We start from the raw sequence: 21,286 nt of genomic DNA on the forward strand, positions 1-21,286 counted from the left end.
TCCGATGCCGACGCTTTCGCGGCCGGAGATTACTCCGGAGCTTGCGGCGGAAATTGCCGCACGGCGCCCGGCGTTGCTCGACTTCCGCTCGCAATGGCGGCGCCTGACCTCGGACCAGAGGCTGCGCGGCAAGCAGCTTGGCGTCGCCGCAGCGATCGGCCTGCTCGGCATCGGCCTCTACACCGCGAGCTCGAGCGACAGCGAGGATGCGGCTCCACTGCCAGAAGGGACCAAGCTCGACATGGGTGCAGGCCTTCGCGGCGACAGTCTCGAGGTCAAGCTGCGCGGCGACCTGCAGAAAATCCTCGACGGGCAGAATCTGCTCGGCGATCGCGTCACCGCGATCGAGGAAGGGAAGGTCGGCCCCGCGACAGGCCCGCGCGAACCCGGCGCCGCCGGCGAACCGCTGCCCCCTGCCCTGCCCGGCGACGTGCCGGCCTTTCCGCCATCGCCGTCCGAGGCGTCGGCCGGCGACAATCCGTCGCCCTTGCCGCCACTGGTGCCCGAAGCGCCGCCGGCGCCCCCGGTCGAGCGCCAGGTTGGCGCGATCGGCGCGGCAACGAGCGCGGTTCCCGCTGCGGCGGCTGGTGCCGAAGGCTCAAAAAAAAAGCTGCGCACGATCTATTTGCCACCTGGTTTCATGAAGGCGCGGCTGCTGACCGGGATCGACGCGCTGGCGAGCAAGGATGCGACCAGCAATCCCGAGCCGATCATCGCGCGTGTGCAGGCCCCCGCCGTGCTCCCGAATGACGTGAAGGCGAATCTTGCCGGCTGCTTCGTGGTCGGCAACGCCACCGGCAGCCTCGCCAAGGAGCGGGTTGAGGTCCAGCTCGTCTCGATCTCGTGCATCGACTTCGACGAGCGCGCGGTCGTCGATCAGCCGATCAAGGGCTTCTTCGTCGATGCCGATGGCAAGAAGGGCCTGTCGGGCAAGGTCGTGACCCGCGCCGGCGCCACGCTTGCTCGCACCTTCATCGCCGGCACCATCGCCGGCATCGCCCAGACGGTCGAAGGCAGTATCGGTAACGTCTCGACCTCGGCGCTGGGGTCGGTGCGTACGCTCGATCCCGCCGACGCCGCCAAGGCCGGGGTCGCGGGCGGCTTCGCCCGCTCGTCGGACAAGCTCACCGAATTCTATCTCGACCTCGCCCGACAGGCCGGACCCGTGGTCGAGGTCGGCGCGGCCAAGGATGTGGTCGTGGTGATCCAGGAAGGTCTCGCGCTCGAGATCAAGCCGACCGTCGGGAGCAAATTCTGATGCGCCCCCGCCCCTCCAGTTCAGAAAGCTATGCCTTGCGCAACTTTCGTCCCCGGGCCTGCGCCCGCGCCGCGCTGCTCGCCGTCACCACGCTGCTGCTGTCCGGCTGCGCGACGCTCGGCTCGGTGATGTCGCCCTATTCCGAGAAGTTCAGCTGCAAGAATGACGATCACGGCCAGTGCATCCATCCCGAGAAGGCCTATGCCGATGCGGTCGCCAGGATCGCCTCAAAGTCCGATCCAAAGGTCACCAACGACCGCTCGATTCTGAAGGCGCAGGGCGCTGCTGAGCTGAAGCCCCAGCGTGGCAAGCCCGTCCCATCGGCCTATGGCAGCTATCGCGACAGCGTCTATGCCGAGATGAAGGGCCTGCTGGAAGCACCGGTCACCCCGATGCTCAAGCCCGCGCGGACGGTGCGCACGCTGATCCTGCCTTATGCCGACCGACAGCGGCCTGACCGGCTCTACATGCCGCGCTACATTTATTCGATCCTCGACAAGCCCGCCTGGGTGATCGGCGGCGCGCTCATATCCTCGCCCTCGCGCGCGGCGCAGACGCCAATGCTCGGCCAGATGCAGGAATCGCCAGCCGACGATGCCGAGCGTCCGGCCGCGCCGGCGCAGGAGCCGCGTCCATGAGCGCGCGCGCATCCTCGCTCAGCTACTCGAAGCTGCGCAACAATGTGCGCCGCGACAGCTTTTCGGAATTCCTGCCGCTGATCGCGTGGGACGAGGAAGCCGAGGCCTTTCTGTGCGTCGACGATTGCTGGGGTCATGGCTGGGAGATCATCCCCACCGCCTATATGTTCGCGCACGTCCAGGGCGCGCTCCAGGGCCTGCTCAACATCCATTTCCCCGACGGGACGGTGCTCCAGCTCCATACTTTCGCCGATCCGCTGATCGACGAGACGCTCGACCAGTTCCTTGACCTCAAAACCCGCGACGATCCGCTGATCCAGGCTTCAGCAAGGCAGACGCGCGCGTATCTGAGCGGTGGGCGCCATGGCCTGAAAGCGCTGCACGACATCCCGGTGCGAAACTTCCGTACCTTCCTCTCGATCAAGACGCGGCGCCGGCTCGACGAGGATCTACGCCGCCAGGTCGAGGAGCAGCTCGCCAAGCTCGGCATCCGGCGCCTCGCCCCAGAGGAGATGATCGCCTTCTACCGGCGCATCTTCAACGGCATCAGCGAAGCCGCGCCCGGCGTGTTCGCCGATGGCGCGACGATGGGCGCGCCGCCCATCGCCAAGCAGATCATCGATGCGGGTCCCGACCTCGCCTTCGAAGGGCCCGAGGTGTTCCTCGGCAACCAGGTCGCGCGCTGCCTGACGCCCAAGGCCCCGGCGCGCCGGATCACGGCCGAGCGCGCGAACCGGCTGCTCGGCGGGATGCGCGGAAGCGCCGAGGACAGCGACCAGATCGGCGGCCCGTTCCTCTACACGCTCAACATCCTGTTCGATCACTCGCAGTTCGAGATCCACAAGCGCGCGCAGATCCTCTCGGCGCAAAAGGCGGCGGGATCATTCGCGGTCGAGGTCGGCAAGCAGATCGAGGAGATTGGCTGGATCCTCGACGAGGCCGGCAACTCCAAATTCGTGCGCGTGATCCCGTGCCTCTGGGTGTTCGGCCGCGACCGGCATCATGCCCGCGAGCTGGCCGCCCGCGCCAAGCGGCTGTGGGAAAGCGAGCCTTTGCCCTTCTCGATGCAGGAGGAGAGCTATCTCAACCCGACCTTGCTGGTGATGAGCCTGCCGTTCGGCCTCTATCCCGACCGCACGACACTGCGCATGCTCGAGCGGGACTTCCGCATGCCGGTCAAAGCCGCGGTGCTGATGTCGCCGATCCAGACCGACTTTCGCGGCGGCGGCCGCCCGGCGCTGCTCTATACCGGACGCAAGGGTCAGCTGGTCACGCTCGACCTGTTCGATCCGCGCATCAACAATTACAACTTCATCGTCTCGGCCGAGAGCGGCGCGGGCAAGAGCTTCCTGCTCAATAATCTCTGCCAGCAATATTACGCCTGCTCGGCGCTCATCCGCATCATCGATATCGGCGGGAGCTACCGCAAGCTCTGCACGCTCTGCTCGGGCCGCTATATCGACATCGGCGACGAGCAAATGGTCCTCAACCCCTTCGACATGGGGCTCGCGCTCGACGGTGACGACAAGCAATCGGCGATCACCATGGCGGTGGCGATCGTCGCCGAGATGGCGAACGCGTCGACCCGCAAAGGCGTCACCACCTCGGAGTGGAACCTGCTCAAGTCCGCGGTGCAATGGGCGATCGACAGCGGCCGCGCCGATCGCGGCGTCGATGCGGTGCGCGAATGGCTCGGCACCTATCCCGCCCAGACGCACAGCGATCTCGACCGGGTCGATCATCTCATTCCGATGGCGCGCGAACTCGCCTTCAACCTGCGCGATTTCGGGTCCGATGGCGCCTATGGCCATTATTTCAACGGCCCTTCGACCTTCGACATCCGCAACGACGAGTTCGTCGTGCTCGAGCTCGAACGCCTCAAATCCCTGCCGGACCTGTTCAACGTGATCGTGATGGTCGTGGTCAACGCGGTCACACAGGAGCTCTACCTCTCCGCCCGCGACCGCCCGCGCTTCGTGCTGTGCGACGAGGCCGCGCAGTTCATGACGCGAACCGAGGGCCAGGATCTTTCGCGGCTGGCCGAGGCGTTCGGCCAGGGCTATCGCCGCGCCCGCAAATATCGCGGCTCTTTCGGCATCGTCCTCCAGTCGATGAACGATCTCCAGCTGTTCGGCGGCACGGGGCAAGTGATCCTCGAGAACGCGGCGACGCGCTTTCTCCTGCAGGGCTCGACCTATGACAAGGCGGTCGAAAACAAGATCCTCGACTATTCGGGGTTCGTCCTCGACCTCCTGAAGTCGGTCCGAAACTCAAAGCCCAATTACAGCGAGGTGTTCATCGACTCCCCGCTTGGCCTGGGCATCGCCCGGCTGGTGGTCGATCCCTTCTCCTACTGGATCAACACCTCGGCGCCCGAGGAGGTGGCCGCGTTCGACGCGCTGATCCGCCAGGGCCTGTCACCGCTCGAAGCAGTCTGCCGCCTCGCCGGGGTCGATCCCGTCACCCTGTTCGGCGCGGCCCAACCCCGCCTGCCCGCGATCGGAGGGTGACCGCCATGCGCCAGAAATCCCTCATCCATCCCGACCAGCTCCCACTCAGCTTAGAGCGCGAGGCCGATCTCGAGGCGCTGATCGAGACGCGGGTTGCCCAGCGCTGCGAGGCCGATGCGCTGCGCTGGCGGCTGCAGATCGTGACCATCGAGACGCTGGTCATCGCGTGCCTCGTCGCCGCCCTCGCCTTCGCGGCCGGTCAGTCGGGTGCGACTGCGCTGCGCGCATCGATCCTCGCCGGCGGCGCCTGTTTCGCCGCGGGCACCCTGACCATCGGCCTCTCCGCCTCCGCCGCCCAATTGCTCGCGCGGCTTCGCAAAGGAAAACGACCATGAACGGCCTGGCTTCGCCCGAGCCGTCTCCGGCTGCGCTGCGGCTGGTGATCGGCAGCTATGTGCTGCTCTTCCTCGAGCTCTATCTGATCATGCTCCATCTCGATCGTGCGCTCGACCTGCGCTGGGTGATCTGGCCGGTGACCTTCGTCTCCGCCGCGTGCTTCATGATCGCGCTGGTCGGCCTTCCTTCACCGCAGGATCAGGGAGGCCGCGATGACCGCTGATCCCATGGCGCGCTGGGTGGCGATCGGCCAGGGCGTGACCGTCGCCGTCATGCTCGCTGGAGCCGCGCTGATCGCGCTCACCGGCGCTGACGCGAAAACGCCCGCGTCACCGAACGCCACGAGCCGCGCGGCGTCGTCGACGATTGGACGCACCTGGCCGATCGCCGAGCCCGACGCGATGGCCGAGATCGAGGCCAGGGTGGCGACGCTTCCCAGGGACATGATGAAGCAGTTTGGCCCGCGCTCGAAATGGTCGGCGCTGCGCGCGGCATCGCTTGGCGTCGCACCAACCGACCGCACCCGGACGGTCATCCCGTTCCACACGCTCGAGTTCGACATCAAGCTGCCCGACGGCCGGATGCTCTATCCCAAGGGCTACAGCTTCAATCCGCTCACCTATCTAAAGCTGCCCCAGCGGCTGGTGATCGTCCATCCGCGCGACCTGAACTGGGCGCTCAAAGCTGCCCGCCCTACCGACTTCCTGATCGTCACCGCAGGCGACGCGATCGAACTCACCGAGCGCACCGGCCGCGCCATCTATCTGCTCGAGGAGCGGGTCAAGGAACGGCTCGGCCTCACCGTCGCGCCGGTCATCGTCACCCAGGCCGGACCTCGGCTCGTCCTGACCGAGGTCGGCCCGCGCACGCGCGGTGTCCGCCCTGTCCCCCTCGCACGCCAGGAAGGGCTCAAATGACCCGGCGCATCCGCTTCATTCTGGCAGCGCTCGCCGCCTGCATCGCCGCGCCGCTCGCGTTCCCGGGCGAGGCGCAGGCCTCGAAATGCAAGGCGGGCACGATCTTCAATCCGATCACCAAGGTTCGCTGGAACTGCATCTTCCCGATCACGATTGGCGGCGTGCGGATCGGCACGCACGACAAGCTCGACAAGGCGCTCGACGCGCAATCGGCGTCCAAGCCGCTCTGCGCCTGCCGCAAGGGCCTCGAAGTCTGGTTCGGGGTCAAGGTCTCCTATTGGTCGCCCAACCGCATGATCGACGTGGTGACCGAACCCGGCTGCATGATGGCTTTGGGCGTCGATCTCATGGCGACCGGCGGCAAGCTGCAGGGCAGCCAATCCTCAATCTCGGATGGAACGAACACCCGCAAGATGTTCGCACAATTGCATTATTATATCTCACCGGTCTGGGCGATGCTCGACATGTTCACCGACCTGCCCTGCCTCCAAAATGACGGGTTCGACGTCGCATTGATCACCGAGGTGCTGCCGACCTGGCAGTCGGCGACATTGGGCGCGATCATCCAGCCCGAGGCGATCCTGTTCGGCAATCCGGCCGCCGGGCTTGCCTGCATGGCCGACAGCGCGGCAGCGGCGGCGGGCAAGGTCATCGACCCGCTCTTCTGGTGCATGGGGAGCTGGGGCGCGACCTATCCGATCGCCGGCGACATCCATTTCGGCGACAGCGTCGAGGCTTGGGCGGGACTTGCCGCGCGGGGAACCTTCATGATGGGACGCCTGGGCGCGCTCACGATCAGTTCGTCCGATGGCTGCTCGTTCGTGCCGAGCCCGATCTGGACCAAGTCGCGCTACAAGGTCCAGCTGATGGAACCGGTGCAAGCCGGCAAATGCGTCAATATCGGGCGGCCGGGCGCGCTGTGGACCAGCGGCAAGCACGCCCCGGGCGAGGACAACGCCCAGTTCATGCTCTTCGAAAAGGTGATCTGCTGCGCCGGACTTCCGGTGCCATGAGCGGATCGCTTCCCCAACGTCCCGTGAGCGCGGCCGGTATCGTACGGTCTGCCCGCCAAGGCCTGGACGGCCGCCGGCGCGCGCACGAGGCGGGAGCGGCGCCGTACAGCCCCCACGGCGCCGCTCCACCCCTGGCCAGCGCGGCCGCACCCCTCCTCCGGCGGTACAGATTCCTCTCCCAGGCCTGTACCGTGGCGGTCGCGCTGGTCTTCTTCTGCAGCGCGACCGCGAGCGCGCAGGGTGTCGAGGAACGCGCCCGCGCGGCTGCGGCAGCGGCGCGAGCCAAGTCCGGCGACAGCGAAGCCCTGCAGCGCAACTATGTGACGCCGGGGCTTGCCGGCCAGCCCATCACGACGGTGGATAGCAAGCGCAGCTTCAGCCCGAGTCTTGCGTGCCAGAAGACCGCGAGCCTGCTCGAAATCCTCGTCCAGCCCTCTGGCACCGGCGATCTCGGGCTGGTCCAGATCGCGCGCGACACCGATCTCGACGGCACGATCGACCATCGATCGACCCTGCCGGTGGCGGTCTCGGGCCTATGCGCCAACGGCGTGATTTCCTGCCAAGCCGGCACCTGGACGGGCTGCCGCTATCATCGCTGGGAGGTCGATCCCGCCCGCAATCTCAAGCTCGCCGAGGTCGCCATGACAGAGCTTGCCGGCTGCTACTGCCTCAACAACAGCTGCGGCGCGAATCTCGCTTGGGGCAATCTCCCCGGCGTGCTGCGCGATATTGGCGGCGGCATGATCGGCGCGCTTACCACCGCCGACCCCCGCATCGGCGTCGCGCAAGCGATGATCGAGGGGCCGCTGATCCGCTATGTCGGCGCGCAGGCGACCGCTTGCACTTCCAGTCCCTCGCTGCCGCAGGCCAGCTACCGCGCCAACCCGACCGCGATTGCCGCCGACGCGCAGAGCGCATCCGCCACCAACTCGGTATTTCAGTCGCTCGCGGGATCGCCGGCGGGGCTCGGAAAGGCGCAGCAGCTTCGTCATTGCGTGATCGAGCGACGCATCGAGGTCGAAGGCGCCTCGATCGACGAGATCGTCCAGCGCGTCGCGGGCGGCTATGCCACGAGCCGGTTCGACAAGGCGGTCGAATTTCTGATGGGCTCGCCCGGCGACAACACGCTGCGCGGCGGAAATTGCAGTCTGTTCGATTTCCGGATGACGCTGCGCGTCGACCAGCCCGAGCGCATCACCGCAGCAAAGCTGATTGACTATTATGCCGATGACTGGGCGCAAATCCGCATCGACGGGCAGCTCGTCACTTCCGGCCCCGCGCCCTGGTCCTCCGAAGGCCTGCCGCCCGGCAAGTGCGAGCGCAGCGGCGCGTTCCACGCCGCGCCGAACCTCGACCTCAAACCCTGGCTGACCAGGGGCGATCACGGGATCTGGCTGCGCGTCGCGGTCGCCGATGGCGGTGAGGCAATGGCGCGGTTGCGCCTTGAGCTGGACGACAGCTGCAAGGTCAGCGAGCAGCTGGTCGATCGCTGCGCGAGCCTCGCCGGCGACGCCAAGTGCCGGATCGATAGCGAGTCGGTCGATGGCGTGCAGACCTTCCGCAACGGCGTGAAGACCGGGCTCGTCCCGCTGCCGCAGTCGCGCCAGTTCGGCACCTCGGCCTGCCCGGTCGAGGTCAGCCGCGACTTCTTCCAGCGCGATCGTACCTATCGCTGCGAGATCGACAGCACGGCGCTCCCCGCGCCGGATTTGAGCCGCGGCGCCTATATCCTCGATCGCTCGACCGAGACGTCGCTCGCCGATCGCGTGCGCACAGCCGATGGCGGCTCGGCGGAGACCACCCGACCGTTCGCGCTCCCGCAGCGAGGCCCCGTCCCGGCCTGCGAGCCGATCTGCAAGACCCGAGCGCCCAAGATCAACGCTGCGGCAGCGCCGCAGGGCGTGACCGGCAGCCAGCAGAACGACCCTACTTCTTTCGACATCTTCTACCATAGCTGCGGCGCCGAGACTGTCTGTCCGATCGGGCCGGGTGAAGAGCTGGTCTCGGCCTGCGGCTGCCTCGACGATTTTCCCGAGGCAGTGGTGATGATGCAGACCGTCCGCCTCGCCGGCGCCGACCTCGTTTGCACGGCGGCCCCGCAATGAACGCGCGGCATTGGTTCACCCCTGCTCGGGTCGCGCTGATCCTGCTCGCGATGATGGCGTTCCTGGTAATGACGCAGGTCGCGACCGCTGCAACAGCAGCAGCGGCCACCACGGGCCAGGCCGATCCGCGCCTGCCCCAGGAGATTGAGCCGATCGGCCCCGGCGAGCCGGTGCTGCCTACATTGCCTGATCCGGACCCTGACCCGGCACCTCAACCCGAGCCAGAGCCTCCGACAGTCCCTGGTCCCGATCCAAGTCCCGGCCCCGACCCAAATCCCGATCCGTTGCCGGACCCCGGCGCGGGTAGTCAGATTTGTGCTGCCGATCTCAACGGCAATGGCGACGCGGCGGATGCCAGCGAGATCGCGGCTTGCCTGCGCACGACAGCCGCAGGCTGGCAGTGCCCATTGCAGCAGGTCGCCTGCGTTGCCGACGCGCAGGGGCAATATGGCTGTCCGCTCGGTCCGCAGCATGCCTGCGCAGTGGTGGCGGGCGGCAGCGTCCCCAGCTGCTCGCCCAATCTCTGCGCCGACCCCGCAGTCACGCCGATCGAGGAAGTGCCGCCGATCGATGATCCCGGCACGGCGCCCGATGGCGGCATGGACGCCGAGGGCAATTGCCCGGGACGCATCGAGATCTTCAGCGGACGCGCGATGCGCTGCCGCCCGCCCGGCCTCCGCGCCACCTTTGCGAGCTGTTGCCGCGACAAGGGCAAGATCATCAAGGACGGCATGGGCTCGCAGCTGAGCTCGATCGGCACCAAGATTGCGGTCGCCAAGGGCGTGTTCAACGGCATGAGCGCGGCGTTCGCCGCGTTCAAGGCCGGCGCCACGGCAAGTCAGGCGGCGAGCGCTGGAGCCAATGCACTGATCATCGGGTTCGATCCAACCTCGATCGCGATCAGCCTCGCCATCAACTTCATCGTCGAATTCCTGTTCACCGGTTGCGACCAACAGGACATGGAAACCGCGATGCTGCGCAGCTCGGGCATGTGCCACGAGGTCGGCAGCTACTGCACCTCGAGCTTCCTCGGCATCTGCCTCCAGAAGGCGCGCGGCCATTGCTGCTTCAACACCAAGCTCGGCCGCATCCTCCAGGAACAGGGCCGGCCGCAGCTCAAATCGTTCAACGGGGTCGGCTGGGGCGCGCCCAAACAGCCGATCTGCCGCGGCTTCACGCCCGAGGAATTCCAGGCGCTCGACTTCGGCAAGATGGACCTGTCGGAATATTATTCGGACATCGAGGCGCGCGCGCAGGGTCAAATCCAGGTCGATATGAAGGACAAGATCGATGCCTATCTCAACGCCATCGGCGAGTAGCGCGCTCGCCATCGCGCTGGCGCTCGCGGCAACCGCCGCGCTTGCCCAGGACAGCGCGAAAAGCCGGATCGAACGCGAAGGCGCCCCGGCGATGAAGCGCGTCCAGGACGCGATCGGCAAGACGCGGGAACGTCAGCAGACGCGGGATCCTAAATTGCCGGCACCCGCGGACGCCAAGACGCGCCAACGCGCATTCGAGGGACTGCGCAGACACCCGAGCTCACCTGAGATCGAGCAGCGCGCCAAAGCGGCACGAGCGGCTGGGGAAGCCGCGATGGCAGCGCAGCGTGAGTTGATGGCCAAGCGCCTGCGCGCGGCCCTTGGCCTCCAGCCGGGCGAAGTCGAGGCGGTTGCGAAAGCCGCCGCGCCGCCGCCCTCGAGCTGGGTGCCGGTCCTGTTCGTCTCATCCTCGATGCCGCTCCCCGTCCTGCGCGCTTATGCCGCGCAACTCGAACGGGTGCGCGGGGTGCTGGCATTTCGCGGCATGCCGGGTGGTCTCAAGCGCGCCGGCCCGATGGCCAGGCTCAGCGCCCAGATCCTTCGCATCGATCCCGGTTGCGAAGGCCCTTCATGCGCGATGCGCGACGTTCAGCTGATCGTCGATCCCCTGATATTCCGGCAGCATGGCGTGGCACGCGTGCCGGCGCTCGCCATGGTACCGGTTGACCCCACCCAGCCCTATTGCGAACGCGATGACGAGAGCCCTCGCGCCAATCACATCGTCTATGGCGATGCCGCGCTGTCGGGCCTGGCCGAAGAATATCGCCGCATAGGCGGCGGCGCCGAGGTTCGCGATGTTCAGGCTTTGCTGGGCGGCGCTTAATCTCGTCTGGCAGCTGCTGCGGCAGATCGCGCAGCTGCCTCGATTGGCCGCGACCGCGCTGGGGGCGGCCACCGGAGACCAGCCCGCGCGGCCGCAGCGAATGCTGATCGCGCTATTGGCAATCTTGCCGATCTGCTTCGCCGCATCGCTGACCCTATCGCACCTCACCCTGGTGATGAGCCCCTCGATCGACGCCTGGATCGTTCGCCCGGCTCCCGGACCGATCCGCAAAGGCGATCTCGTACAATTTACGCTTTCGCATCCCGCCATCGGCGCCAAACCAGTGAGCGCCACGAAATATGCGCTGTGCATGCCGGGTGACCGTCTCTCGATCATCGAGGGACCGCCACACTCGATAGTGCTGCCAAGCGAGGGGCATTTTTACTGCAATGGCATGTTGCTCGGCGTGAGCGTGCGGCTCGGTCCGAAGGGCCTCCCGCTCGAGCGTTCTCGCTGGCAGGGCATCATTCCAGCTGGCCATGTCTATGTCGGCTCCCGGCACGCGCGTGGATTTGACAGCCGCTACATCGGCCTCGTTCCGATCGCTGGACTGCGCCGGATGCGGCGGGTGATTTGAGGGACCAGTCCTCGGTTTACGGCATCTCCCTCTGTCTAATTCCACCTCGGGAAGCGCTGCCTTTGCGGTGACGTGATCATTTTTGACATCGAATTATATGCGTATTATATACTCAAAGTTTGTTTCATGGATTTTTTTTGAAGATTCTTACTTGAGCGACATCTAAAAATATGTCACAAGCACACCATGAGTTCAGCTAGAGCAGATAAATTAAAGACGCTCCTTGACGCCTGGGAACCGAACAGTGTTGCGACCAATCCCTGGCTCAAGCGGCTCGGCATAAGTTCGCAAGACCTGCAGAACTACACCACATCGCGCTGGCTCGTCTCGCTCGGCAAGGGTGCCTTCAAGCGACCGATGGAGACCGTGACATGGCAAGGCGCCTTGCACAGTCTCCAGACGCAGCTGAATCTCCCAGTCCATGTCGGCGCCCTGACCGCACTCGAGATGACTGGAAACCGCCACTATGTCCGCTTCGCTCCAGGCAAAGCCTATCTCTTTTCCCCGCTCAATGTTGTCCTTCCTTTATGGTTCAGGAATAACTGGGCCGACCAGGTGAGGCACGTTCAAACCAAACTGCTTCCCCCCGACCTGGGCGTTACCCAACTGGACACGCCCCAAGGCTTCGCCCTCAAGGCCGCTTCGGTCGAACGGTCAGCACTGGAGCTTCTGCATCTCGCGCCCAAAGAGTTCGATCTTGTCGAGGCGAGCATGCTCATCGAGAGCATGACGTCGATACGTCCGGCACTCATGCAGGAACTGTTGGAGCAGTGCGCCTCGATAAAGGTGCGCCGACTGTTTCTCTACCTCGCTGAACGAGCGAATTTGCCGGTGGTCCGGCATCTCGATCTGGCTCGGATCGACCTCGGCGCAGGGGACCGCAGCCTTGTGCCCAACGGGCGCTATGTCGCAAAATACCAGCTGACGCTTCCACGCGAACTGGTCGGCCATGGCTGACCCGTATCGCGAACAGGTTCGTCTGCTCCTCGACATCCTGCCACTCGTCATGGCCGAGCCTGTATTTGCCCTAAAGGGCGGGACCGCCATTAATCTGTTCGAATGGGATCTGCCCCGCCTCTCGGTGGATATCGATCTCACCTACCTACCCAACCATGATCGCCAGGAATCGCTCGAAGCAATCGGCGATGCGCTGGCGCGGATCGGGGCAGAAATCGAGCGGCGACTTGCACCAACCCACGTCGTCCAAACTCGCCAAGGGCGCGAAGGCATGGAGGTGAAGCTCAACTGTCAACGAGCGCGTACGCATGTGAAAATCGAGGTCAACCCGTCCCTGCGCGGACATCTGTTTCCGACGCGCGAGCTGGCCTGCTCAAAGCGCGTCCAGGATCAGTTCGAGGCATTCGTCGAAGCGCGTTGTGTGTCGCATGGTGAGCTGTTCGGCGGCAAGATCTGCGCTGCGCTTGACCGCCAGCACCCACGCGATCTGTTCGACGTCAAGCGTCTGCTCGATCAGGAGGGGCTGACAGATGAGGTGCGGATGGGTGCCATCGCCGCTTTCGTGAGCCATGGCCGACCAATTGCCGAACTGGTGGTACCGTCGCGCAAGGACCAGTCGGACACGTTCAAATCACAGTTCGAGGGTATGCCGTTCGAACCCTTCACTTACCGCGATCATAAGGAAACGCTCGAGCGACTCGTTGCCTGGCTGCACGCCGCGCTCACGCCGGCAGATCGGAACTTTCTACATTCATTTGAAGCCGGAGAACCGGACTGGAGCCTCTTTCCGGTTGCCGCCCTCTCAGAGCTTCCCGCCCCGCGGTTCAAGCTGTTCAACATCCGGAAATTTCGCAAGACCAGCCCGGATCGGCATCAAGCGATGCTCCAAGTGCTCGACAATGTCCTGACTGTCTAATCCCAAGATTGTCGCGCTCGATTATCCCACATTCCTTCAATTCCTGGAATTGTGGGATAATCTGATTCACGTCGGCGTCTTCCGCTCAGCTAATTCATTCAAATCAGCCGTTTCACCTCTCCAGTTCGAGCAGAGGCATAGAGATATCGACCTCACGCTCGAAGTTCGAGACGATGACACCCACCAAGCGGATACCCTTGGTCAATGGATAGAGCGATCGGATGAGGTCCACGCTGGCCCGGCGTAGCTGATCGGCCTCGCGCCACGGCTGCGTCCTGGTCCGGCTTCTCGTCACCTGGCGAAAATCGGCGAACTTGGCTTTGACTGTGACGGTTCGCCCGAACATGCTACGGCTTTCGCACCACGCGGCGACATCATCGGCCATGCGCAGCACGCCCGCTTCGATCTCGGCCGGCTCTGTCAAATCGCGATCGAACGTGGTCTCGGAGCCTGAGGACTTGCGCTCCCTGTTGGGATCGACCGGCCGCTCGTCGATCCCGCGCGCAATGCCGTAATACCAGTCGGCCGAGCTCCCGAAATTGGCCGCCAGAAACTGGCGCGGCTTCGCCTTCAGGTCCGCGCCGGTCTCGATCCCGAGGCGTTTCATCTTGTCCGCCGTCACCGGCCCCACCCCATGGAACTTCGCAACGGGAAGGCCCTCCACCCAGGCTTCGCCCATGTCCGGCGTCACCGCGAACTGGCCGTTGGGTTTGCGATGGTCTGAAGCGAGCTTGGCGAGGAACTTGTTGTAGGAGATGCCGGCCGAGGCCGTGAGACCTGTCTCTTCGAATATTCGCGCCCTGATTTCCTTGGCCGTCGCCCAGGCAGTATCGATCCCGCGCCGATTTGCGGTCACATCGAGATAGGCTTCGTCGAGGGAGAGCGGCTGAATGAGCTCGGTATAGTCGGCGAAGATTGCATGGATCTGCGCGGAAACCGCCCGGTACACCTCGAATCTGGGCGGGACGAAGATGAGCTCCGCGCATCGCCGCATGGCCGTAACCGAGGGCAGCGCCGAGCGCACCCCGAAGGCGCGCGCCTCGTAGCTCGCCGCCGCGACGACGCCACGCGGCCCGGCATAGCCCACGGCGACGGGCTTGCCGCGAAGCCCGGGATCATCGCGCTGCTCGACGGAGGCGAAGAACGCATCCATGTCGATATGGATGATTTTCCGGACGGGCGTATCGCTCACGCGTCCGCGATATCAAAGCTCGAACAAAATGGGAACTCGGCAGCTGGTCAGTTCCAACGCAGCGGCGTGAACAATCAGCCAGCCGATACGATCGGCCGTTCGAGCCGGACCGTATCGAGCAAGCGCTCGCTGGTCCCATGGCCAAGCTCAGTGCACAGATCCTGCGCCTGGATCCCGGTTGCGAGGGTCCAGCCTGTGCGATGCGGGACGTCCAGCTTATCGTCGATCCCCGCATCTTCCGACAGCATGGGGTAGCGCGGGTGCCGGCGCTCGCGATGGTGCCCGGCGATCCCACCCAGCCCTATTGCGAGCGCGAGGAAGACAGTCCGCGCGCGAACCACATCGTCTATGGCGATGCCGCGCTATCGGGCCTTATCGAAGAATATCGCCGCATCGGGGGCGCAACCGAGGTTCGTGATGTTCAGGCTTTTCTGCGCGGCGCTTAATCTCTCCTGGCAGATGCTACGCAATTTCGCAGAGTTTGCTCCGACAGGCCGCGACCGCGCTGGGCGCACCGACCGGAGACAGGCCCGCGCGGCCGCTGCGCATGGTGATCGCGTTCGCGGTGAGCTTGCCGATCTGCCTAGTTGCATCGGTGACCCTACCGCACCTCACTTTGGTGATGAGCCCCTCGATCGACGCCTGGGTAGTGCGGCGGGCTGCCGGACGGATCCGAAAGGGCGATCTCGTCCAGTTCACGCTTTCCCATCCTGCTATCGGCGCAAAACCGGTGAGCGCTACAAATATGCGCTGTGCATGCCGGGTGATCGGCTCTCGATCGTCGAGCGCTCGTCGCGGTCAACAGCGCTCCCAAGCGAGGGGCGCTTCTACTGCAATGGGGAACTAATCGGCGTCAGCTTACCTCTTGGCCCAAAGGGGCTCCCGCTCCAGCATTCTCGCTGGCAGGGGGTAATCCCGACAGGGCTGGCCTTTGTAGGCTCACCGCACCCGCGCGGATTCGACAGCCGCTATGTCGGTCTTGTGCGAATTAATCACATGCGCAGAATGCGGAAGCTGCTCTAGCGGTGCGGAGCCCTTTCCCCGATCAGACCCGCTCGACGCTAACAGTTTGCGCGTTGAGATGCGCATTGCCGTAGGCGGTGAGAAAGGCGTTGTCGGCCGCGTCCCGGCCAACGCCGATCTTCGCCATCGACGCCTCCTCGGCCATCCCCATCGCATCGTTCAGATGCCATTCGCCGCCGAGCAACACCTCGGCGCGGCGTGCAAGTCCTGCGGTTCGACGCCGAGTGCATAGACGCTCGCGATGCGCGCCGTGATCGCAGAAGCGCGCGCGAGCGCGATGAGGACATGGGCATAGTCGCGGCAAATTCTCAGCCGCTTGACGAACGTTTCAAGCGCCGTCGTCTCGCTATTGCTGATGCCCGGCACGTAGCTCAAATAGCACTCGATCCAGCCGCGAATGGCGATCACGCGCTGGCCAACGTCCACGCCGGCGAACTCGCTATCGACAAAGGTCTGGAACGAGTCTGATCGGCAGTAGCGCGACCCCATTAGATACTGGATCGTCTCACCGGGAAGATTGGCTTATCGACTGGCGGCGGTTGACCATACTCTCCATACCTGTTGTTTGGACCGCACGCCAAAGCGGAACAGGTCCTGCCCCAGTGCGTGATAATCGCCGAGAATGACTGCGAACCTACCGCGGTGCGATACATAGAGCAGTCGGGTCGATCGATCAGGGCTATCCAACCCTAATCGTTCAGGAAAGCGTGGAGCCCACTTTCGGAGTCATGAGCAAAGTTATCAGCGTCCGCAGGCGAGCGGGCGACGTATCAGTGGGACGCGCCAAATGCAGCGCACTACGCCGTCCAGCGACGCCTCGGTCTCGCCCCCCGTGTCATCGAAAACCGGTCCGGCCTGAACAGCATCGTCCAGTCGAGTGGAGAACCATCCATTACAAAGTCTTCATGAGCCGGCTTCACCCCTCGCCGGGGGATGGGGGGTAACTTCCCATTTCAAATTCGATGCCCGCTGACCACGGCAATGAGATCGTCGGGGACGGTTGTTCCGCGCCATGCGACATGCTGATCGGGACGGATGAGCGTCAATGGAGCCTCGTACAACGATGCAACGGTACTTTCCGAAACTTGGAAAACATCAAGTGGAACTCCTAGCCGCTTAGCCTGCGCCCGAGCTGCATCGGCGCCTGGCTTCGCGCTAGGTTCAAACAACAGCATCGTGAATCCCGACCCGAAATGGTCGTAGAGTGAGCTACCGTCATCCAACCAGTAATGCGGTGCTAGGCTTCCGGGCAGAGCCGACGGTAAATAATCAATCGATTTCACCCAGGGAACACCCGGCACCTCATCTCGAATGATCGGCGAATTCATGTAGCGATACCCCAGCACCACACCGAGGCTGAAGAATTCGGGCCGCTTGGTCTGCCAGATCAACTCGGCGACCTGCCTGCGAATTTCTTCACCTCGTGGGGTGTTTTCCTCGATCCCGTCGCGCGCGAGCTGATTGGGCGCCAGGCTGTGATTGGATTCAGCCTCGTCCATCACATAGTCGTGAATCGGTCGGCGCTCGATCTCATATGTGTCGAGAAGCGTAGGCGGGCTCCATCCCTTCAGGACGGCCGCAAGCTTCCATCCGAGGTCGACCGAGTCGGCGATGCCCATATTCATACCGAAGCCGCCGAAGGGTGGATGGAGGTGGCATGCGTCGCCGGTCAGAAACACGCGCCCTTTCGAATAGCGGTCGGCCAGCAAGCGGCTGGCGATCCAGATTTCCGAGCTCAGGATCCGATAGGGCAAATCCAGTCCGGTCGACCGGCGGATCATCTCGACCAACTCGTCCTCCGTGTACTCGGTCTCCGACGCGATTCCCGTTGGTACGAAAAACCAGCGGTCGCCAACGTCCATCGGGCCAATGAAGCTCGGCATCTCCTGGTTGCACTGCCACACCTGAATGGTCGGGCCGTGCGGCTGTGCCTCGGCAAGACCGGGAGCTTCGAAGATCGTCATGTTGTTGCGCGACAGGCCGTGCACGCCAGTCATCTTGATGCCGATCTGCTGGCGCACGGTGCTGCGGCCGCCATCCGCGCCGACGAGATATAGCGCGACGACCGGGCGTTCTTCGCCCGATTTCACGTCGCGGATTTGGGCGGTGACCTGTTGCCCGTCCTGCGTGAGCCCGACAAGCTCCTGGCCGAATTCGACGCGCACTGACGGCAAGCTCCGCGCATGTTCGAGCAGAACCGCCTCAAGCTTATATTGGGGGATCCACTGCGCGTGTTCGGAATAGCGCTGGTCACGTTGCGGGTTGCCCCCGAAAGCATGCTCGAACCGCGTGATCAAATGTCCGCCCAGCCGCGTCACGAACAGGATATTGGAGGGATGATCGATCCCGAACGGCGCCGCTTCCGCCAGGCGTTCGGCAATTCCCCAGCGCCGCAGATGCTCGCGCGTCCTGATATTCGCGTTCTTCGCGCGCGGGGCGACTCCGCTGCGATCGTTCTTCTCGACCACTAGGCACGGCACGGCACGCATACCCAGCTCGATCGCGAGCGCCAGACCGGCCGGGCCCGCGCCGACGATGATGACCTGCGGATCGCTCATAGAGTCCGAACCTGCACGTGCCTTCTCCCACTTTGGCGTACCGTTGTACCGTCACAGACACGGGAAAAGGGGATGACAGATCGAGCGCGCAGTCATCCCGCAGGGTATCGCACCTTACCCTAGCCCGGCTCGCCCGGCTCCGTCGCAAACCTGCCGGGCGCATCGAGTTGGATCGGCGATGGCCCGACCAATATGGTCAGCAACGCCTCGAGCTTCTCCAAGTCGGCAGATCCGATCCGCTTCTCCCACCGCTGGCGCAGATCCTCGAATATCGCTTCGCCCTGCCGCAGCAGCTCGACGCCGTGCGCCGTGATCCGCAATCGCGTGCGAAGGGCGCCGGGTTGCGCTTCGCGCGCGATATAGCCGCGTTGTTCCAGCAAGGCGATCGTCTTGGCCGCAGCCTGCTTGGTGACCGAGAGGCGGCGTCCGAGCTCGGACGCATTGCCGGCGCCCGCGGCGATCGCGCGCATGGCGAACTCATGAGCAGGACGGAAATCCTCGAAACCCCGCGCCGCCAGCTCATGCGTCGCGGCATCCGCCAGCGAGCGGAAGCCGCCCAGCAACAGCAATGCGAGGTCGGCGCCGGATCTGGACATTGCCGACCGATACGAAGCGCGGGCAGCAAAGACAACCGCATTGCCGAAAATGCGTGGACACAGACAACCAGGCTGTCTAACCACATCGACAACCTAGTTGTCATTGGAGCGAAGATGATGAAAGCACGACATCCCGGTCTTACACTTGCGGGGCTCACGCATCACCAGGCCATGGTCAATGGAACGCGCCTCCACTATGTCTCGGCTGGCAGCACCGGATCGCCGATCCTGCTGGTCCACGGCTTTCCCGAAAGCTGGTGGACGTTCCACAAGCTCATCCCGCTGCTCGCGGCACGGCACCGGGTCATTGCGGTGGATCTGCGCGGCTTTGGCGACTCCGATAACCAGCCGCGCAGCTATGACAGCAAGGCTTCGGCAACCGACCTGCTTGAGCTGGTCCGGCAGCTCGGCGTGGGTCCCGTTCACCTCACCGCCCAGGACATCAGCGGGTCGAGCGTATTTCGCTTCGCGGCCTCGCATCCGCAGGACGTGCTCAGCTTCATCGCCATCGAAATGGGCCTGCCGGGCTTCGGGCTGGAGGCGCTCGCCGACGTGGCGCGTGGCGGCGCATGGCATATCGGGGTGATGGCCGCGCCTGGCATTCCGGACCTGCTGCTCGCTGGGCGTGAACGCGAATTCCTCGGGCGCTATGCATTTCCATCGATGTGCGCGGTTTCGGACGCGATCGTCGAAAACGATATTGATGAGTTCGCACGGACCTATTCGCGTTCCGATGGCTGGCGCGGCGCGGCCGGCCTCTATCAGTCCATGTTGCAGGAGGGGAGCGAGATTAGGACCTTGGCCGAGCACAACAAGCTGCAGATGCCCGTGCTCGCCATAGGCGGTGGCGGCGGTAGTTTCACGGCGGACACCATGACACAGGTCGCCACCGGACAGGTTCGCTCCGTGCTGCTTGATGGCATCGGCCACTATGTCGCGCTGGAGGCGCCCGATGAGCTGGCGGCAGCGATCGGCGAGTTCATCGAAGGGGTGGATGCGCGGTCGACCGGCTGACGGCCGGCGGCACCCGCTTCACGATACCGCCACCAGCCCTTCGCTACGGGCGCGGACCAAAAATTCCGAAAGCAACACCTCCAGCTCCGCCGCATCGCCAGCAATGCCGAGGATGTAGCGGTCAGGCCGGATCAGCATGGCTGAGTCGGGATCGTCATCACGCACCACGACGACGATGCCGAGATCGTGCAGCCGCTGGTGCAGCCGCTCCCCGAGCTGCGCCGACAGTCTGGCGCCGAGAACCAACGCGAACGCATAGCCGACCGCGTCGTCCAGCCTCGCGCCGCCCGCCGTCATCGCCTGCGCCGACAGGATCCCGGCCGGCGCCGGTCGGCTGCCATGCAGGCCCGGCCCCAAAGGCGGCTGAATCGTCTTCATCACCGGCGGCGACGCGGTCATTTCGCGATTGCGTTCCGCCGCCGCAACCGGATCCGTGGTCTGGATGATGCTCCCGACGGTGCCCGCCAGGTCGATATACTCCTTCACATGCGGCGACCGTTCGGACTCATAGCTGTCCAACAGTTCAGGCGCAGCTTCGCCCCGGATCACCGCCGCCAGCTTCCACGCCAGATTCGCGGCGTCACGCAAGCCCGAACATAGACCCTGCCCCAGGAAAGGCGGCATGAGATGGGCGGCGTCGCCCGCCACCAGCATCCGCCCGCGCCGCCAGCCGTCGGCGAGCAGGGCGTAGAAAGTATAGACGACCGAGCGCTCGATCTCGGCCTGATCGGGCCGGAGCCATGGCGCCAGCAGCTTCCATACGGTTTCCGGGCCAGCCATGGTGGCGGGATCGTCTCCCGGCATCACCATGAACTCCCAGCGCCGTCGGTCGCCCGTGCATTTGGCGAAGGTGGTCGGGCGGGCCGGGTCACACAGCTGGACGGTGCCGTCAGGCAAGTCCACCGGCCCATTGCAGACCAGGTCGACGACCAGCCATTGCTCTCGCCGTTGCAATTCCTCGACCGGCGATCCCATCAGGCGCCGGACGGTGGATCGTGCGCCATCTGATCCCACGACATATTTGCACCGCACCGCTGCCAGCGCGAAGCTGGCTGCCTCCTCATACCGGACGATAACCCCGTCCGCCTGCTCGTCGAGCGCGAAGACATTGACGCCTTCCATCGCCCGGCAATTCGCGAAGCTGGCGAAATGCCGGCGCAGGACAGCTTCCAGCGTCGGCTGGTGAAAGCGATAGCTGTCGAACCAGGCCTGCGACCCCATTGTCTGCGGTCGTGGCCAGTGCAGCAGCAGATTCTGGTCGGCGTCGAGAAAGCGGATCCCGACATGAACGCGCAGATCCTCCAGGATCTCGTCGGCCAGCCCCAGCGTCTGGAACAGCCGCATTGCCTCGCCGTCGAAATGTGTCGCTCTGGGATAGGGATAAATGCCGTTCTCGCGCTCGAAGATGCAGACCGACAGCCCTTGCTGGGCAAGCAGAATGCCGAGCGTCGCGCCGACCGGTCCCCATCCCACGATGCAGACGTCAAAGTCAGTGGTCATTGATGTTCCTGGCTATCTGAATGTGCTGCACGAC

At 64.6% G+C, this 21,286-nt stretch carries 19 protein-coding genes and 1 pseudogene; 15 read left to right on the top strand and 5 right to left on the bottom strand.

From position 1 onward, the window contains the following. The first annotated feature begins 4 nt into the window (after nt 1–4). The 13 genes from M9978_RS12935 (at nt 5) to M9978_RS12995 (ending at nt 13,369) form a co-directional block, all read left to right on the top strand. Complete coding sequence (locus M9978_RS12935; RefSeq protein WP_254293837.1) at nt 5–1,258, top strand: TraB/VirB10 family protein; 1,254 nt, start codon at nt 5–7, stop codon at nt 1,256–1,258. Continuing rightward, nucleotides 1,258–1,896 carry a TraV family lipoprotein gene (locus M9978_RS12940; protein ID WP_254293839.1) on the top strand — a complete coding sequence of 213 codons (639 nt, stop codon included), beginning with the start codon at nt 1,258–1,260 and terminating at the stop codon, nt 1,894–1,896. The genes M9978_RS12935 and M9978_RS12940 overlap by 1 nt, the downstream gene beginning before the upstream one ends. Beyond that, nucleotides 1,893–4,406: a TraC family protein gene (locus M9978_RS12945; RefSeq protein WP_254293841.1), complete on the top strand. Its 2,514-nt coding sequence runs from the start codon at nt 1,893–1,895 to the stop codon at nt 4,404–4,406. Before M9978_RS12940 ends, M9978_RS12945 begins: the two co-directional genes overlap by 4 nt. After that, nucleotides 4,403–4,741: a hypothetical protein gene (locus M9978_RS12950; protein WP_254293843.1), complete on the top strand. Its 339-nt coding sequence runs from the start codon at nt 4,403–4,405 to the stop codon at nt 4,739–4,741. The genes M9978_RS12945 and M9978_RS12950 overlap by 4 nt, the downstream gene beginning before the upstream one ends. Then, complete coding sequence (locus M9978_RS12955) at nt 4,738–4,965, top strand: hypothetical protein (RefSeq protein WP_254293845.1); 228 nt, start codon at nt 4,738–4,740, stop codon at nt 4,963–4,965. Before M9978_RS12950 ends, M9978_RS12955 begins: the two co-directional genes overlap by 4 nt. Beyond that, nucleotides 4,955–5,659, top strand: a complete 705-nt coding sequence (locus M9978_RS12960) for a conjugal transfer protein TraW (RefSeq protein WP_254293848.1) — start codon at nt 4,955–4,957, stop codon at nt 5,657–5,659. Before M9978_RS12955 ends, M9978_RS12960 begins: the two co-directional genes overlap by 11 nt. After that, nucleotides 5,656–6,672 carry a TraU family protein gene (locus tag M9978_RS12965; protein ID WP_254293850.1) on the top strand — a complete coding sequence of 339 codons (1,017 nt, stop codon included), beginning with the start codon at nt 5,656–5,658 and terminating at the stop codon, nt 6,670–6,672. The genes M9978_RS12960 and M9978_RS12965 overlap by 4 nt, the downstream gene beginning before the upstream one ends. 191 nt (nt 6,673–6,863) lie before the next feature. Then, nucleotides 6,864–8,777, top strand: a complete 1,914-nt coding sequence (locus tag M9978_RS12970) for a hypothetical protein (RefSeq protein ID WP_254293852.1) — start codon at nt 6,864–6,866, stop codon at nt 8,775–8,777. Next, a complete protein-coding gene (traN, locus tag M9978_RS12975; RefSeq protein ID WP_367305086.1) occupies nt 8,774–10,096 on the top strand; it encodes a conjugal transfer protein TraN in 1,323 nt (440 codons plus the stop codon). The genes M9978_RS12970 and traN overlap by 4 nt, the downstream gene beginning before the upstream one ends. Further along, nucleotides 10,068–10,919, top strand: a complete 852-nt coding sequence (locus tag M9978_RS12980; RefSeq protein WP_254293854.1) for a type-F conjugative transfer system pilin assembly protein TrbC — start codon at nt 10,068–10,070, stop codon at nt 10,917–10,919. The genes traN and M9978_RS12980 overlap by 29 nt, the downstream gene beginning before the upstream one ends. After that, a complete protein-coding gene (locus tag M9978_RS12985; protein WP_254293855.1) occupies nt 10,891–11,496 on the top strand; it encodes a S26 family signal peptidase in 606 nt (201 codons plus the stop codon). Before M9978_RS12980 ends, M9978_RS12985 begins: the two co-directional genes overlap by 29 nt. Before the next feature lie 186 nt (nt 11,497–11,682). Further along, nucleotides 11,683–12,453 (top strand): type IV toxin-antitoxin system AbiEi family antitoxin, encoded by a 771-nt coding sequence (locus M9978_RS12990; protein ID WP_254293857.1) that lies wholly within the window; start codon nt 11,683–11,685, stop codon nt 12,451–12,453. Further along, nucleotides 12,446–13,369, top strand: coding sequence for a nucleotidyl transferase AbiEii/AbiGii toxin family protein (locus tag M9978_RS12995; protein ID WP_254293860.1), 924 nt, complete (start codon nt 12,446–12,448; stop codon nt 13,367–13,369). The genes M9978_RS12990 and M9978_RS12995 overlap by 8 nt, the downstream gene beginning before the upstream one ends. A gap of 112 nt (nt 13,370–13,481) precedes the next feature. On the opposite strand, the gene dinB is transcribed toward M9978_RS12995, so the two are convergent. Beyond that, the gene (dinB, locus tag M9978_RS13000) at nt 13,482–14,561 is read right to left on the bottom strand and encodes a DNA polymerase IV (protein ID WP_254293862.1); all 1,080 of its coding nucleotides are present in this window, start codon (nt 14,559–14,561) and stop codon (nt 13,482–13,484) included. A gap of 134 nt (nt 14,562–14,695) precedes the next feature. Between dinB and M9978_RS13005 the strand changes: the two are divergent. Beyond that, nucleotides 14,696–15,007, top strand: a pseudogene (locus M9978_RS13005) (TrbC family F-type conjugative pilus assembly protein); the annotation flags it as partial. A gap of 736 nt (nt 15,008–15,743) precedes the next feature. Here M9978_RS13005 and M9978_RS13010 read toward each other — a convergent pair. From M9978_RS13010 to M9978_RS13020, 3 genes are all read right to left on the bottom strand, one after another. Beyond that, entirely contained in the window at nt 15,744–16,073 is a 330-nt protein-coding gene (locus tag M9978_RS13010) for a transglutaminase-like domain-containing protein (RefSeq protein WP_367305087.1), read from the bottom strand. 464 nt (nt 16,074–16,537) lie between these two features. Continuing rightward, entirely contained in the window at nt 16,538–18,142 is a 1,605-nt protein-coding gene (locus M9978_RS13015; RefSeq protein WP_254293864.1) for an FAD-dependent monooxygenase, read from the bottom strand. Nucleotides 18,143–18,261: 119 nt separating this feature from the next. Next, nucleotides 18,262–18,612 carry a MarR family winged helix-turn-helix transcriptional regulator gene (locus M9978_RS13020; RefSeq protein WP_254293865.1) on the bottom strand — a complete coding sequence of 117 codons (351 nt, stop codon included), beginning with the start codon at nt 18,610–18,612 and terminating at the stop codon, nt 18,262–18,264. Nucleotides 18,613–18,621: 9 nt separating this feature from the next. On the opposite strand from M9978_RS13020, the gene M9978_RS13025 reads away from it, so the two are divergent. After that, nucleotides 18,622–19,752, top strand: a complete 1,131-nt coding sequence (locus M9978_RS13025) for an alpha/beta fold hydrolase (protein ID WP_254293867.1) — start codon at nt 18,622–18,624, stop codon at nt 19,750–19,752. A gap of 18 nt (nt 19,753–19,770) precedes the next feature. On the opposite strand, the gene mhpA is transcribed toward M9978_RS13025, so the two are convergent. Next, nucleotides 19,771–21,252 (bottom strand): bifunctional 3-(3-hydroxy-phenyl)propionate/3-hydroxycinnamic acid hydroxylase MhpA, encoded by a 1,482-nt coding sequence (mhpA, locus tag M9978_RS13030; RefSeq protein ID WP_254293869.1) that lies wholly within the window; start codon nt 21,250–21,252, stop codon nt 19,771–19,773. Nucleotides 21,253–21,286: the final 34 nt, after the last annotated feature.

It is taken from the genome of Sphingomonas tagetis, assembly GCF_024211275.1.
GTDB classification, from domain to species: domain Bacteria; phylum Pseudomonadota; class Alphaproteobacteria; order Sphingomonadales; family Sphingomonadaceae; genus Sphingomonas; species Sphingomonas tagetis.